This is a genomic window from Streptomyces sp. CA-106110, from assembly GCF_050936285.1.
In the GTDB taxonomy this organism is placed as follows: Bacteria; Actinomycetota; Actinomycetes; order Streptomycetales; family Streptomycetaceae; genus Streptomyces.
In genome coordinates this window covers 11,321,849-11,335,940 of the sequence record NZ_JBNJNB010000001.1, presented here as the reverse complement: position 1 = coordinate 11,335,940, position 14,092 = coordinate 11,321,849, and the positions used below count along the sequence as shown (strand labels likewise).

Genomic DNA, 14,092 nt, shown 5'->3' with positions numbered 1-14,092 from the left:
CCGGAGAGGTGGGGAGCCGCCTCAGCCGTTGAGGTCGGCCGACGACCAGACTTGGCCGTCGTCCGTCACCAGCTCGACACGGTCGATCTTGTCGGCGGCCCCATAGGCGATCCAGGTGACCTGCCCGGAGGCCGGCATCCACCAGGCGCCGGCGTCACGGGTGGAGCCGTCCTTCAGCAGGAGCCGGCAAGTGTAGTGCGTGCCGGGGCGACCGGCCGTGATCTGCATGACCACGACGCGGTCGTCGCCGGCCCGGCTCGGTTCCACCGTGCCCACCGATGCTCCCGAGGCGGTGACCAGGGATGCTCCGCGATGGCTCGGGACCACGTGGACCGCAGCCGCGTCGCGGCCGAGCACGGCCACGCCGACGCCTCCCAGGCAGATCCCGACGGCCGCGGCCGCGGCGATCAGCAGCGGTGTCCGGTAGGAGCGGCGACGGGCGGAGAAGCCGCGGAGCGGTGCCTGCTCCGGGCCGGGCGGGGTGTACCGCCGGTCCTCCGGCGCCGGATAGGTACCGCGCGCGGCGGAGGACCGACGCGGCAGCATCCGATACCGCCGGCGCGGACCGGTGGGTCGGCCGAGCTCCAGGCGGTTGAGAACCCGTGCCTCGAATCCGGCCGGAGCGTCGAGCGAAGGGGCGGCCGGCAGTACCGCATCCACGGTCGCCGAGACGTCGCCGTAGGCCGAGTGGCAGCCAGGGCAGTCGGCGAGGTGACGCAGCAGTTCGGCCAGTTGGCCGGGGAGGGTGCCGAGCGCCAGGGCGATCAGTTCGTCCTCATCGAGGTGGCGTGCCATCGCGGCGTTCCTCCTTCAGCGAGTCGCGCAGCCTTCGCAGGCCGGTGCGGATGCGGGTCTTGGCAGTGCCGAGGGGGATGTTCTCGTGCCGGCCGACCTCGGCGGCGGTGCAGCCGCCGATCACGGCGAGTGCCACGGCGCGGGCCTGCTCGACCGGCAGGGCGCGCAGCCGGCGCAGGGCACGTTCGCTCTCCAGGGCAGTCAGGGCAAGGCGCTCGGGATCGTCGGACCCGGCGTCAAAGCGGAGGGTCACGTCGATGAGCCGTTCCAGGGTCTCGGCCGGAGCGGGCATGGCCCGGCGGGCCCGGATGGCGTCGATGGCGGCGTTCCGGGTGATCGTCAGGAGCCAGGTGAGCACCGAGGCGCGCCGGGGATCGTAGCTGCCCGCCGCACGCCAGGCCCGTACGAACACCTCCTGGCTCACATCCTCGGCGAGGGCCGGCTCCCGGGTCACCGACAACGCCAGGCCGTACACAGCGTCCTGGAAACGTCTGACGAAGGCGACGGAAGCCTGCTCGTCGCCCAGCGCGAAGCCAGCGACGAGCGTGCCGTCGTCGACCCGGTTCGCGCGTGAGAACAGCACCACGCCCATGTGTACGTACGAACCGGGCGAAGGGATTGAACAAGCCGAGAGGTTTCCGGCAGCGCTGCGCAATCCCTCGGACGGGCTCGCTCGTACAACCTCCGTGACTGGCCCGTACGACCTTGCGAGAAGGGACGAGGAGAGCATGAATCGAGGAAGGATCACCGTGACCGGGTTCGCGCTCGCGGCAGCCCTGGCGCTGGCCGGCTGCGGCGCAGGGGGCGGTGACAGCGGCAGCGGGGCGCGAAACGAGGCGCCGGCGGCGGCCATGGACACCTCCACCGTCAGGACGAGCGACTCGCCCCTGGGCACCGTGCTCGTGGACGGCGACGGACGGACGCTGTACCTGTTCACCGAGGACGGGAAGAACACCAACTCCATGGACTGTGACGCGGCCTGCCTCAAGCTCTGGCCGCCCATGAAGGGCAAGCCGAAGGCAGGCGACGGCGTCGACGCCGCCCTGATAAGCACGACGCGCGGCAGCAGCCGGATGCAGGTGACGTACGCCGGCCACCCGCTGTACTACTACGCCGGCGACCGGGCTGCCGGCGACGTCAAGGGGCAGGGCATCGACGGCATTTGGTACGCCCTGGACGCACAAGGTGCCGCGATCAAGAAGGCGGCCCCGGCGGCCCCGTCCACGCAGGAAAACGGCAACGGCGGTTACGGCTACTGATCCGGCCGGGTAGCCGCAGGGCAGCTGGCTCGGTGATTCGGCCAGGGCCGGCCTGGTCGGCCAATCCTCGACAGAGCCTTGTCCGGGTGCGCGGTGTGCACGTACTTCACGCGATGGCGGGGCGGATACCGAAGAGGCGGTCCGGCATGCGCTGAGCCAGTTCGGGCACGGTCGCGAACCGCACCGCCTCCCGGCCCGGGCTCAGCGTTGAGGCCCCAGTCCCGGACTTCGGCAGGTGCAGCTCACGGTCGATCAACGCCCGCCCCCGCAACGACACGTAAGCCAAGACCACGCCGGGCCAGCTTTTGCGACGATCCGCGGAAACTCATCGAACGCGGCCTGCGCACCATCACCTTCTTCTGACCACCGCCCAAAGCCGGCAAGGAGCCTTCCTACAGGCGCTGCGTCATTGCGCAGGCGGTGCGCAGAGGACTCGTCGCCCGGTGGCACGCGCGCGGTCTGCGGCCTCGGGGTGGCTTGTCGCCGGTTCATGGTCGGGCCGACCATGCGTGCGCCCGCGCGACAGATGGATACGCAATCGTGTCTGCGCAATCAAGGCGGCACCCGCTACGCAGGCGGCTGCGCAACCGCCTCCAGGTCCTGCGCAGTCGGCTGTGCAGCCTGCTGCGCGCATCGGGAGGCGGCCGCCAGCCTTGGGGCTGCGCACTGGGCAGGGCGTGCGCAACCGGTCTGCGGCGGCTGGCTCCTGGAGGCGGCGGGCGCACGATCCGTCGGTGGCCTCTCCATCTGTACTGGCCGCGGATCGCTCCGGCCGGCTCCCCGTCCCCGCCGTCTTCACGGCGGTGGTGGTCGGCTCAGGCGACCGCGGACCTGTCCGGGCCTCTGGTCGGGCTCATGGTCGAACGAACCGAAGCCGGTGACGGACACCCGGTCCCCTCCAACGACCGCACGCACGATCGCGTCCAGGACCGCATCCGCGGCATCAGCGGCCTGCTGGCGTCCGCCCATCTTGTCGGCAATCGCCTCAACAAGTTGCGCCTTGTTCATACCGAAAAATCACCGCTATTTGGATTGCCGCACAGTGCCCGCCCCGCCCTGCCCTCTATGGGCCGGAGGTGGCGGCAACGTCAATGGCTGTGCGGCACAGGCGAGTTAGACGCCTCACGGGCTCAAGCCGTCAAGAGGGGTGCTGGAGGCTTGTGTAGCTTTGGCGGCTATTCGACTACGGAGGCAAGGGCTCAAAGGCCGCTGCAGAGCGCGTCGCCCCCGGAGTAAGGCCGGGTTCTGGCGGAGTGCTCTTGGAGACGAGCCTCCGTCCCCCGTGACTCAGCCCGTATCGGAGTGAGTGAGGATCTGTTGGTGACCTCTCTGCTTGATGACGTGCACACGAGCGCGCAATGGATTGCGCGCTCTCTCGACAGTGCTGCCTATCGGACTGATTTCTCGCCTGCCAGTTTGCGTGACATTGAGCAGTTCATGAGCGACCACAGCGACGTGGGGACCGCGGTGGAGGGCGGGCCTCTCGCCACCGACCTCGGGGCCCGGCTGTTCGCGCTTGGCTGCTATGTGGGCGAGACGGCTCGGCATGCCCTCGGCGGAAGTTGGGAGGCTGACGACGATGATCCGCAAGGCGAGATCAACGTCAGGCTCCAGCTGCCCGACGGGTCCGTTGTGTGGCCGGTGCAACGCTTGATGCAGCGTTTCCGAAATGGCCCCGAGGACAGCATCGTCGGGTATGGGGCGGCCCTCGGGCTGGACATGTCGCTGCAGCCGCGGACTAGCGGTGATTTGTTGACCTGGGGCGGAACGTGCGGTAGGCCGGTAGGCGGGGGCGATGTTGTTCGGAGGTGGTCGCGATGGTGACCGCGAGGCGTCCGTGCCCGCCGGCGCCGGGGCCGCTGGAGGGCTACGCGGCCCGGTTCGACGACCTGTTCTCGTCGCTGGCGCAGCGGCGCGGGTTTAGGGAGTACCTGACCGGGCTGCTGGCCCCGCGGGACCGGAACAAGACGCTGACCTGCCTGGCCGGGGCGGAGCCGGTCGTGGGGGCCCAGCACCCGGCGGTGCAGCGGCTGCAGTTCTTCCTGTCCGAGTCGACCTGGGACCCTGAGCGGGTCAACGCCCGGCGGCTGGAGCTGCTGCTGCAGGGCGAGGCGACCGCCCCGCACGCCGGCGGGGTGCTGGTCATCGACGACTCCGGGGACCGCAAGGACGGCACTGCCACCGCGCACGTGGGCCGGCAGTGGCTGGGCCGGTACGGCAAGACCGACAACGCCGTGGTCACGGTGACCACGCTGTGGGCCGACGAGCGCCTCTACTACCCGCTGCACGCCGTGCCCTACACCCCGGCCCACCACTTCCCGCGGGGGAAGAGCGACCCGGCCTTCCGTACCAAGTGGAAGATTGCCGCCCAACTTGCCTGTCAGGCCAGGTCCTTGGGGATCGCGTTCCGGGCGGCGGTGGCCGACGGCGCCTACGGGGACCTGGACGACTTCCGGTGCGAGCTGCACGCCGCCAAGGTGCCGTTCGTGATGGCCGTCAAGCGCCGCCGCGGGGTGTGGGCCTACGGCGACCAGGCCCGCACCCCGGTGGACGCCGCCCGCGAACTGGCCTGGCACGGCCCCGAGGAGCCCGGCGCCTGGACGCCGGTGGTGCGCACCTTCCGCGACGGGCACACCGCCACCTGGTGGGCCGCCGACGCCACCTTGGGCTTTTGGGGTCCGGACGGCCTGACGCGGCTGGTGGTGGCCACCGCCGATCCGTCCACCCTGCCGGAGAAGGCCACCTGGTACCTGGCCACCGACCTGCCCCGCCCCGGCTCGCCCCGCGCGGCCGAGTCCCCTATCCGCCCGCGGACCTGGCCGAGGTCGTGCGGATCCACGGGATTCGAAACTGGATCGAGCAGGGCTACAAGCAGGTCAAGGACGAGCTGGGGTGGGCCGACTTCCAGGTGCGCTCCAATGTCGCGATCCGCCGCCACCAGACCCTGGTCAATTGCGCGTTCGCCTTCTGCTGGGAAGCAGGACGCACCAGCGCGGGACCTGAGAGTACGTCAACACTGGTGCCGGAAGCCGACGCTGGAGAGAGGGGCCCGGCACTGCCGGCCCCGCCCCCACCACCGTGCTGGCCGAAGGCGATTCGCGCCGTCCGCGGCTGGCTGACCCCGTCGATCGTGCTGCAACGCTGGTGGCGGGCCTGGTCCAACGCGCCCCCTCCACCCGAACTCCAAGCCCTGATCGACGCGGTCACCACCGGACAGACCCTGAACCTCTACCCCCCGAACTAACAAACCACCGCTAGTGTCCTGCGTCTGAAGTTCGATGTATATGTGTAGTGTTGGCTGCGTGGCACGTATGGGACGGCCTATGGCCGAGGTGACGTTGACCGACGAGGAGCGCGAGACGCTGCTGCGCTGGTCGAGGCGGGCGACGTCCGCGCAGGCCCTGGCCCAGCGGTGCCGGATCGTGCTGGGCTGCGCGGAGGGGAAGTCGAACCAGCAGGTGGCTGCCGAGCTCGGGATCTGGCCGCAGACAGTGGGTAAGTGGCGTCGCCGCTTCCTGGAGTTGCGCCTGGACGGCCTGGGCGACGAGCCGCGGCCCGGGGCTCCCCGGAAGATCTCCGATGAGCAGGTGGAGGCGGTTGTCGTCGCTACCTTGGAGCGCACCCCGAAGGACGCTACGCACTGGTCACGGGCGTCCATGGCGGCCGAGAGCGGGCTGTCGAAGTCCACCGTGGGGCGGATCTGGCGGACCTTCGGTCTCAAGCCGCACCAGGTGGACACCTTCAAGCTGTCCAACGATCCGCAGTTCATCGACAAGGTCCGCGACGTCGTGGGCCTCTATCTGGACCCGCCGGAGAAAGCCCTGGTCCTGTGCGTCGACGAAAAAAGTCAAATCCAGGCGCTGGACCGCTCGGCGCCGGTGCTGCCGATGATGCCGGGGATGCCCGAGCGCCGCACCCACGACTACGTCCGCCACGGCATCACCACCTTGTTCGCCGCCCTCGACGTGGCGACCGGCGAGGTGATCGGCTCCATCCACCGCCGCCACCGGGCCGTGGAGTTCAAGAAGTTCCTCGCCAAGCTGGACAAGGAGGTCCCAGCCGGCCTCGATGTCCACCTGATCTGCGACAATTACGGCACCCACAAGGCGCCGACGGTCCGCAAATGGCTGGAGACGCATCCCCGTTTCCACATGCACTTCACGCCCACCTACTCGTCCTGGCTCAATCAAGTCGAACGGTGGTTCGCACTCCTGACGGACAAACAGATACGGCGCGGAGTCCACAAGAACCTCCAGGCCCTGGAACGGGACATCCGCGCCTGGATCGCCCGGTGGAACGAGGACCCCAAGCCCTTCGTCTGGACAAAGGACGCCGACGAGATCCTGGAGCGTCTCGCCGCATATCTTGATCGAATTCCCGGCGCGGGACACTAGATGATCGACTCCAAGGGGTTGAGCGGTCGTAGGCGGTCGGTGCGCGCATGACCGGATGGCCGCGCATGAACCTGGCTCCACTCATCAGGCCCCCTTGGAATCGATCATCCAGGGAACCGGGAGGCGCTCTACCGGCGGAACGCCGAGATCAGTCCGCCGGGCCGCTCCATGCGCTGTGGCGGGGTGCTGATCGGGCGGCCGTAGGCGGCAGCGCACTCGCGCAGGGTGTGGCTGTCGGCCTCCCAGCCATGCCCGGCCAGCCAGCCCACCGGGTCGTCGGGCATCTCCGAGACCCACATGGACGCCGCCGATCCCGGCACGGCGTCCGCGCCAAAGCGCTCGATCACGCCACGCGAGCCCAACGTCAGCCCCATCCGACTGCCTGCCACCGACTGAGCGCTGATCCGAGCCAGCAGCAGCTCCACCGCGTCCTCGGGCAGATAGATCAGCAGTCCTTCGGCGATCCACACGGTCGGCAATGCCGGGTCGTGCCCTGCAGCGGCCAGCGCGCCTGGCCAATCCTCACGCAGATCCACCGCGACGGTGATCCGCTCGCAGCGTGCGACGGCCCGCTCCTGGCGCAGCACCGAAGCCTTGAAGTCCAGTGGCGCGGCGGTGTCGACCTCGAACAGCCGGGTGCCCTCGGGCCAGTCCATCCGGAAGGCCCGGCTGTCCATACCGGCACCGAGCAGCACGACCTGCCGGACCCCGGACGCGGAGGCCTGCTGCAACAGGTCGTCGAGGAACTTCGTCCTGATGACGATGGAGAACGCCACGCCCAGCCGGCGGCGCCGCGCGGCCTCGTCACCCGGCAGCGGCGGCGAGGAGGGCCCCCGGCCGCCGGCGGTGGCGAAGGCCTGTGCCAGTGGGTCGCGGAACAGCGCGTTCTCCCGCTCGGTCTCCAGCGCCCGCACCCTGGCCACCCCCACCGCCGTGGCCCACACTCCCGACGGCTGCACCCGCTCCTGCTCATCAGTCACCGCGCCAGCCTAGATGATCGATTCCAAGGGGGCCTGATGAGTGGAGCCAGGTTCATCGCGGCCAGCCGGTCATGCGCGCACTGACCGCCTACGACGACTGAAACCCCTTGGAATCGATCATCTAGGGGCGGAGGCGCACTCAGCCCTGGAGCGCCAGGCGCTCATGGCCCGAATGTTGTAGTCGTGTTGCCTCAGCGGCATGTCGGACGGCCCTTGGCGACCTTCCAGATCAGATTTACGTGTTCCGTGGCGATGGTGTTCGCGCGGCTGACGGTCACCGTGACCCGTCCACCGGTCTGAGCAGGAAGGTCGAAGGCGTAAAGCGGGCGTCTGCCGTGAAGCACGGAGGCGAGCCATCGGAGTGCGAGGGGTGTGCCGTTGCACGTCACCGACAGGACGGTTTCGCGATCTGCGCCGATCACGTGGTGCTGGCGGATCATCGCGATGCTGACGAGGCGAATGACCGTGGGATGGGAGGAGAAGGCGGTGTCGCCGGGAGCCGCGGTGCAGGTCGTCGTGATGGCCCCGCCGTTCGCCATGGCTGAGCCGTCGCAGAAACGCCCGTCGACGGTCTCCCAGAGGAACAGTGCGGCCTGCCGGTCGGTGGCGGCGGTGGACATACCGGCCGGGCCGGGAAGGTCCCTGGTGGACAACTGTGCCAGCAGGTGGGACTTTGCCGCGGCAATCACCTCGTTCTGGGTGGCTGTCGTGGCTGTCGTGGCTTGTGGGGAGGCAGCGCGGGTCGCGGCCGTCGGGGGCAGTGCATGCGATGGGGATGACTGGCCACCACTGGTGCACGCTGCCGCTGAGCTTGATCTTTAACCTGCGCGGTTCTTGTGTTCCGCGATGCTGAGATCGCGTTTCACGGTTTTACCGACGTCGTGGTTGGGTGCCCGGCGGCGGTTCTTCGAGCCGGTCGGGCGTCCGGGGCCGGGCCGGGAAGGTTTGGGTGCGGCCGCCGGACGGGCCGTCTTCGCTCGGAGGTTCCGAAACCCCCGCCGCACCCGCGCGGGCGTGAGCCGCCCCGGCTCGGCGGGCTTCTCCCAGGGGCGGCGAAGATCCTCGGCGAGTGGGCGGGCGAGCCGGAGCTGCGTGTGGGCGATGATGACCAGCCAGGTCCAGCGGTCCGCCGTATCGGGCTCACGGACCTTCGGACGGGTCCAGCCGAGCGTCTGCTTGATCATCCTGAAGGTGTGTTCAAGATCGAACCTTCGCAGGAAGGCCTGCCAGAACACATCGACCAGTCCAGCGCTCGCACCGGTGACCGACGACCACAGCCAGACCGGCTTGGGGTCACGGTCACCGGGCAGGTACTCGACCCTGAGGCGGATCAACGTGCCATGCAGAACGGGGAGTTCGCCCTCGTGGTCCAGCCAGGGCCCGCGGTGGGTGAGCCGGGGATGCATCCGGTCCCATGCCATCGCCTCGGCTTTCCCATAGCGGGTGGTGTCGGTGACGGTCGCCACCTCCGGCTCGTGCCAGGTGTCGGACTTGGCCAGGGTGAAGGTTCCGCCGTGCTTGCGGGGCCGGCCCCCCTTGGGGCTGTAACGGTGCGGTGGTGCGGGTCGAAGCAGCACCCGGTCGGAGCGGAGACGGCCCACCAGCTCGACCGGCAGGTCCGTGAGGACGAAAGCGAGGCGGGTGACGTCGTAGCCGGCGTCCATCACAATCAGGATGTCCGGGTCACCGTCGCTCCAGTGCCCTGCAGCGATGATCCGGTCGACAACTTCGCGGAGCTGGGCGGCGGTCACCGCAGTGGCGTCGTCGGCCGGGCCCAGCCGCACCGCGTCCAGCAGCGCGGTCCAGGATGTGCGTCCGGTCTCCAAGGCAGCGACGAAAGAGTAGGGCCAGCCCGGGATGAACTGCGAGTTGCTCTTGGCCCGCCCGTAGACATGACAGAACAGCCGCTCCGCGCTGGTCGGCGCATCGGGCCGCAGCCACGGCGAGACATCGACCGCCAGCACGATCCTCCCATCGGCCGCCCTGGGTAGCGGCAGGGACGCCAACGACCGGCGCAGACGTTCCACCTGGAGGCGCCCGCAGTTCAGCGCGTCGTACATCGCGCCGTGTCCCCGCTGGTGCTCCGCCACCAGCGTCAGGTCGACCAGCGAGGTGACCGGGCCGTCGGCACACAGAACCGCATCCGTCAGCTCGAACAGTGCATCCGCCCGCCGGGACAGGCAGGCATGGAAGTCCTCACGGAAGCAGGACAACACGGACAGCGACTCGACGCGGGCGGCGTCATCCAGAACACTCATCACAGCGGCCGTTTCTTGGTGCTTCGTTGCTCGACACTCCGAAGCCTCAAGGACGGCCGCGCCCTCTGTCCGGCGAATCAAGAACCCCGACAAGAAACGATCTTGCCGAGGTTAAAGATCAAGCTGAGTGCCTGTCCGTGAACTGATCATTTCCGGGCTGTGCGCGCGTTGACGCGGGCGAGTCTGCGCCGCATGAGGATGGTCATGGACCACAGGACCATGGCCTCGTGGTGCTCGGGTAAGCGCTCGTAGTCGCGTACGCAGCGGCGGTGTTGGGAGATCCACGACAGGGTGCGCTCCACGACCTACCGGCGGGGAAGCACGACGAAGCCCTTGACGTCGTCGCTGCGTTTGACGATCTCCAGCGTGAGCTGGAGATTCTCCCGGGCCCAGTCGACGAGCTTGCCGGCGTAGCCGCCGTCGGCCCACACCAGGGTGATCCTTTCGTACCACTCACGCAGGAACGTCAGGGCAGGTCGGGCGCCGTCGCGGTCCTGCACGTTGGCGGCTGTGACCAGCACGACCAGGACCAAGCCGATGGTGTCGCAGATGACGTGGCGCTTGCGGCCCCCGACCTTCTTGCCCGCGTCCCAACCCCGGCTGTCGACGCCGACGGTCTCCGCCGCGCGCACCGACTGCGAGTCGATGACCCCGGCGCTCGGCTCTGCCTCACGTCCCTCGGCTTTCCGCACCTGTTCGCGCAGGTCGTTGTGGAAGGCGAGGGTGAAGCCCTCGCGGTTCCAGCGGGTGAAGATCGAGTGCAGCGTCTTCCAGGGGATGCCGTAGTCGGCGGGCAGGTTGCGCCACTTGTTGCCGTTGTCGGCGACGTAGCAGATCGCGTCGACGACCAGGCGGCGGCAGTACTCCTCCGGATGCCCGCCATAGCCGTCCAGCCATGCCGGCCAGGGCAGCAGCGACTCGATGGCCCGCCACTCCGGGTCCGTCATGTCTGTGGTGTACCGGCGGGGACGTACGGGGCGCTCGGCGCCGTGGCCGAACCGGCAGGCCACACATGAGCAGCGAGTTTCCTCATCCGGAGTGACAGCGGCGGGCGCGGGCGCGTACAACGGCATGACAGGACCTCTTGATGCGGCTGGGCATAGACACCTCCGCTGCTATCAAGAGGTCCTGCTCATGCGGGTCACTTCGCGCGTTCCTGCCCCACCGCCCAAACGATCAGTTCACGGACAGGCACTGAGAGAAGCGCAACTGCTGTCAACGCGAACGCAAGAAGCCTGTTCATGTTCCCCCCGGATGTCAGGCAACCCGCAGCCTATCGCCGCCGGACCCGTCCGTGGCCCCCGGCTGCGGCTGGCGGTCGGCGTGAGAATGACATGGTCTTTCATCACTCAGGTCAGCAACGTGTCAGCATCCCCCGTCAGCGCCAACGACCAGGCCGCCTCGCCTGCGCCACTGACGCTCAGATGACGAAGTTCAACTGACACTCCCCCGCAGACCATCAGAGTGGCACGTGGAGCCGGAGGCCGTGCGCCTCGCGACTCCGGCGGAGCGCCTGAGCGCAGCGACGGCGTACGCCAACGCGCGCAGCCGGGGCGCGGTTCCTTGAAGCAGTGGATCCGGGGACCCTGCAGCGGTGCGTGTGGCATGACGTAGTGTGCGGGCCCATGGCCTTGTGGAACTTGACGAGATGGAGAAGGCCGCGGGCAGAGCGCCGGTACCCCGACCCGCTCACGATGCACCAGCTGTGGATGGTGTCGCTGAGCGCGCCGGTCAACTGGGACCGGGACGCCTCGCGGACCACCCTGTACCCGTTCACCCGGATCGACGACGACGCGGCCAGGCAGTGGCTGGCCGGCCAGTGGGAGATCACCTCGCGTGAGAAGCTGATCGTCCGGCTCGACGGGCTGGCGCGCACCGGCTACCGGGCGCGGGTCCACCGGCTCCTCGGCGTCGCGCCGCTGGCCTGGGACGCGGCCCTGTACGTCGACATCACCCGCCGCGGCTTCGGCAGCGGGATGATCAGCGAGGCCGAGGCCTGGACCGCGCTGAAGAGCATCGTGCCGACGGTCGTGAGGACGTACGCCTCCTGGCACGAGTACGCCGACCACTACCTGCTCGGGCGCAAGGTCTGGCGGGACGGGCTGCAGGGCCGGTCGGAGGCGGACCTTCCCGCCCCGCATGCCGTTGCCGAGGCACATCTGCGCGCGCTGCTCGACCCGGCGAACCGGGCCAGCCCCTGGAACCTGGCACCGTGGGACGCCATCAGCAACCCCGACCACGCGCGCTGACCGCGTCTCGAGTCGCTCTCCTTCGGCAACTTCGGTCCCGAAGAAGCTGTGATCGAGTGGGAGTGCCTGCTTGCCGGCGGCAGCTTCGAGGAACTCGTCGAAGCTGGTGAGCATCGTCTCGTCGGCGGCCGGGACGATGACGGGTGTGTCGTCTTCGCGATCTCGCCTCGCTTGTCCGTCGCACTCGCCGAGGCCCAGCGGTCCGAGTTGAAGGATGCCGCTGTCGCGTGGTCCATGCAGCGGGCGAAGGATGGCGAGGTCCTCGACACGGAGATCGCCGAAGTGATCCTGAGTGATCTGGCCGCTCTCGTCAGCAGCGCCCGACGCCAAGGCCAAGACGTTTACTGTTGGGTCGCATAGGAGTTCACGCTCGGAGCCAGATCGCGACGGACGCCGCGTAGTGCCGTGGCCTGGCGGGTGCCGATGCCGTGGAGGGCTTCCACGGGCAGCGGTCCCAGCCACTCGGTGACGTAAGCGGGGCCGATGGCAAGGACGCCCCCGGCCGGACCGATCTGGTCGGAGGCCGTGGCCGCCACGGCGATCGATGGACCGATGCCGACGCGCACATCTACGCCGAGGCGGGAGAGTGTGCGCACCCGCAGCACCTTCACCAGCCTGCGGGTATCGGCCCCGTAACTGGTTTGGTGGTCCTGGCGCGCTGAGTTGATCTTGGCGTCCAACTCGTTGATCATTGGATCTCGTGTCCGACACCCCGCCGCTGCCGAGCTACGCGGAACTGATTGCACTCGTTGGCGAGTTGAGGGCCGAGCTGACGGCCGCCCGGGCCGAGATCGCTGAGCTGCGCGCGGAGAACGGTGAGCTGAAGCGGCGTCTGGGGATGAACTCGAAGAGCTCCTCCAAGCCGCCGTCCAGCGACGGGCTGGCGAGGCCGACGTCGCTACGTAAGCCCTCGGGCCGAGGCCCGGGCAAGCCCCGCGGCGGCGCCGGGGGCGCGCTGATGCAGGTCGACGAGCCCGACGCGATCGAGGTCCATTCCCCGACCGCCTGCCTGGGCTGCGCGGGTGACCTGACCGGGGCCGAGGTAGTCTCCATCGAGCGGCGGCAGGTCTTCGACCTGCCCGAGATCCGCCTGCGGGTGACCGAGCACCGCATCGAACACCGCCGCTGCGCCTGCGGGCAGGTCAACGCTGCCGCCACCCCTTCCGACGCCCCCGCCGCCCCGGCCCAGTACGGGCCGCGGCTGAAGAGCCTGGCGGTCTACCTGCTCACTCGCCAGCACCTGCCCTATGAGCGGTGCGCCGAACTGCTGGCCGACTGCCTGGACGCGGATGTGGCCACCGCGACTCTGCTCGGGTGGGCCGGGCAGGCCGCCGAGGCAGTCGCCCCGCACACCGAGGCCGTGCGGCAGCAACTCATCGAGTGCGAGGTGGTCGGCTTCGACGAGACCGGCACCCGGATCGCGGGGCGCACCTGCTGGGTACACACCGCCTGCACCCGCTCGCTGACGCTCTACCAGGTCCACACGAAGCGCGGCGTGAAGGCGTTCGAAGCCATGGGCGTCCTACCGCACTTCACCGGCATCGCGGTCCACGACGGCTGGAAGCCCTACAAGACGTACACCGACGCGGTCCACGCCCTATGCAATGCCCACCACCTGCGCGAACTGGCCTCCGTCGTGGACAACGCGCCTGCCGGCCACCCCGAGGACTGGGCCGAAGAGCTGGCCGCGCTGCTGGTGGACACCTGGGACGAGATCAAGAACATCCAGACCGCGCACCCTCACGCCACCGGCTTCACCGTCGACGCCCTCGAACGCCTCACCGCCCGCTACGAGGAGATCATCGCCGCCGGACGGACCCTGCACCCGCCCCGCGCCCCCGGCGAACCACGCCGCAAACGGGACAAGGCCGCGAACCTGCTCGACCGCCTCGACACCGAAAGCCACCAGGTGCTCCGGTTCGCCTTCGACTGGCGGGTGCCCTTCGACAACAACACCAGCGAGCAGGCCATCCGGATGGCCAAGATCCAGCAGAAGATCTCCGGCGGCTGGCGCACGGCACCCGGAGCCGAGCGCTTCTTCGCCGTGCGCGGCTACCTATCTACCGCCGCCAAGCAGGGCCGCAACCTGCTCGACACCATCACCCGACTCTTCGACGGCCGAGGCGCCTGGATCCCCACCCCAGCCTGACCACCAAA

Annotated in this window: 15 protein-coding genes and 2 pseudogenes; 7 read left to right on the top strand and 10 right to left on the bottom strand. The window is 69.2% G+C overall.

Annotated features, from left to right (window positions below; genetic code table 11):
- Positions 1-21: 21 nt before the first annotated feature.
- The gene (locus ACQEXA_RS52305; RefSeq protein ID WP_433133572.1) at positions 22-795 is read right to left on the bottom strand and encodes a hypothetical protein; all 774 of its coding nucleotides are present in this window, start codon (positions 793-795) and stop codon (positions 22-24) included.
- The gene (locus ACQEXA_RS52300) at positions 776-1,387 is read right to left on the bottom strand and encodes an RNA polymerase sigma factor (protein ID WP_432922241.1); all 612 of its coding nucleotides are present in this window, start codon (positions 1,385-1,387) and stop codon (positions 776-778) included. Before ACQEXA_RS52300 ends, ACQEXA_RS52305 begins: the two co-directional genes overlap by 20 nt.
- Before the next feature lie 136 nt (positions 1,388-1,523).
- Here ACQEXA_RS52300 and ACQEXA_RS52295 point away from each other — a divergent pair, with 136 nt between their 5' ends.
- Positions 1,524-2,054, top strand: coding sequence for a COG4315 family predicted lipoprotein (locus tag ACQEXA_RS52295; protein ID WP_432922239.1), 531 nt, complete (start codon positions 1,524-1,526; stop codon positions 2,052-2,054).
- Positions 2,055-2,160: 106 nt separating this feature from the next.
- Here ACQEXA_RS52295 and ACQEXA_RS52290 read toward each other — a convergent pair whose 3' ends face one another.
- Positions 2,161-2,346, bottom strand: a complete 186-nt coding sequence (locus ACQEXA_RS52290) for a hypothetical protein (protein ID WP_432922236.1) — start codon at positions 2,344-2,346, stop codon at positions 2,161-2,163.
- 566 nt (positions 2,347-2,912) lie between these two features.
- Positions 2,913-3,062: pseudogene (locus ACQEXA_RS52285) on the bottom strand (HU family DNA-binding protein); the annotation flags it as partial.
- A 294-nt stretch (positions 3,063-3,356) separates the two neighbouring features.
- Here ACQEXA_RS52285 and ACQEXA_RS52280 point away from each other — a divergent pair.
- From ACQEXA_RS52280 to ACQEXA_RS52270, 3 genes and pseudogenes are all read left to right on the top strand, one after another.
- Complete coding sequence (locus ACQEXA_RS52280; protein WP_433133570.1) at positions 3,357-3,878, top strand: hypothetical protein; 522 nt, start codon at positions 3,357-3,359, stop codon at positions 3,876-3,878.
- A pseudogene (locus tag ACQEXA_RS52275) lies at positions 3,875-5,312 on the top strand (IS701 family transposase). Before ACQEXA_RS52280 ends, ACQEXA_RS52275 begins: the two are co-directional and overlap by 4 nt.
- Positions 5,313-5,365: 53 nt before the next feature.
- Positions 5,366-6,448 (top strand): IS630 family transposase, encoded by a 1,083-nt coding sequence (locus ACQEXA_RS52270; RefSeq protein ID WP_433134801.1) that lies wholly within the window; start codon positions 5,366-5,368, stop codon positions 6,446-6,448.
- A 128-nt stretch (positions 6,449-6,576) separates the two neighbouring features.
- Here ACQEXA_RS52270 and ACQEXA_RS52265 read toward each other — a convergent pair whose 3' ends face one another.
- The 5 genes from ACQEXA_RS52265 to ACQEXA_RS52245 all read right to left on the bottom strand — a co-directional run bounded on the left by ACQEXA_RS52265 (position 6,577) and on the right by ACQEXA_RS52245 (position 10,633).
- Positions 6,577-7,392, bottom strand: a complete 816-nt coding sequence (locus tag ACQEXA_RS52265; RefSeq protein WP_432938806.1) for a class I SAM-dependent methyltransferase — start codon at positions 7,390-7,392, stop codon at positions 6,577-6,579.
- A gap of 227 nt (positions 7,393-7,619) precedes the next feature.
- Positions 7,620-8,117 (bottom strand): hypothetical protein, encoded by a 498-nt coding sequence (locus tag ACQEXA_RS52260; protein WP_433133568.1) that lies wholly within the window; start codon positions 8,115-8,117, stop codon positions 7,620-7,622.
- A gap of 129 nt (positions 8,118-8,246) precedes the next feature.
- Positions 8,247-9,686, bottom strand: a complete 1,440-nt coding sequence (locus ACQEXA_RS52255) for an NF041680 family putative transposase (RefSeq protein ID WP_432920289.1) — start codon at positions 9,684-9,686, stop codon at positions 8,247-8,249.
- Positions 9,687-9,832: 146 nt separating this feature from the next.
- Positions 9,833-9,988 carry a hypothetical protein gene (locus ACQEXA_RS52250; RefSeq protein ID WP_433133566.1) on the bottom strand — a complete coding sequence of 52 codons (156 nt, stop codon included), beginning with the start codon at positions 9,986-9,988 and terminating at the stop codon, positions 9,833-9,835.
- Between the two features lie 3 nt (positions 9,989-9,991).
- The gene (locus tag ACQEXA_RS52245; RefSeq protein WP_433133564.1) at positions 9,992-10,633 is read right to left on the bottom strand and encodes an IS5 family transposase; all 642 of its coding nucleotides are present in this window, start codon (positions 10,631-10,633) and stop codon (positions 9,992-9,994) included.
- A gap of 747 nt (positions 10,634-11,380) precedes the next feature.
- On the opposite strand from ACQEXA_RS52245, the gene ACQEXA_RS52240 reads away from it, so the two are divergent.
- Together ACQEXA_RS52240 and ACQEXA_RS52235 are read left to right on the top strand one after the other, a co-directional pair.
- Entirely contained in the window at positions 11,381-11,935 is a 555-nt protein-coding gene (locus ACQEXA_RS52240; RefSeq protein ID WP_432922281.1) for a DUF1266 domain-containing protein, read from the top strand.
- Between the two features lie 48 nt (positions 11,936-11,983).
- Complete coding sequence (locus ACQEXA_RS52235) at positions 11,984-12,295, top strand: hypothetical protein (RefSeq protein WP_432922284.1); 312 nt, start codon at positions 11,984-11,986, stop codon at positions 12,293-12,295.
- Here ACQEXA_RS52235 and ACQEXA_RS52230 read toward each other — a convergent pair.
- Positions 12,277-12,627: a hypothetical protein gene (locus ACQEXA_RS52230; RefSeq protein ID WP_433133562.1), complete on the bottom strand. Its 351-nt coding sequence runs from the start codon at positions 12,625-12,627 to the stop codon at positions 12,277-12,279. The two genes, ACQEXA_RS52235 and ACQEXA_RS52230, sit on opposite strands and share 19 nt — an antisense overlap.
- 8 nt (positions 12,628-12,635) lie before the next feature.
- Between ACQEXA_RS52230 and tnpC the strand changes: the two genes are divergently transcribed.
- Entirely contained in the window at positions 12,636-14,084 is a 1,449-nt protein-coding gene (gene tnpC, locus ACQEXA_RS52225) for an IS66 family transposase (protein ID WP_433133560.1), read from the top strand.
- Positions 14,085-14,092 lie beyond the last annotated feature (8 nt).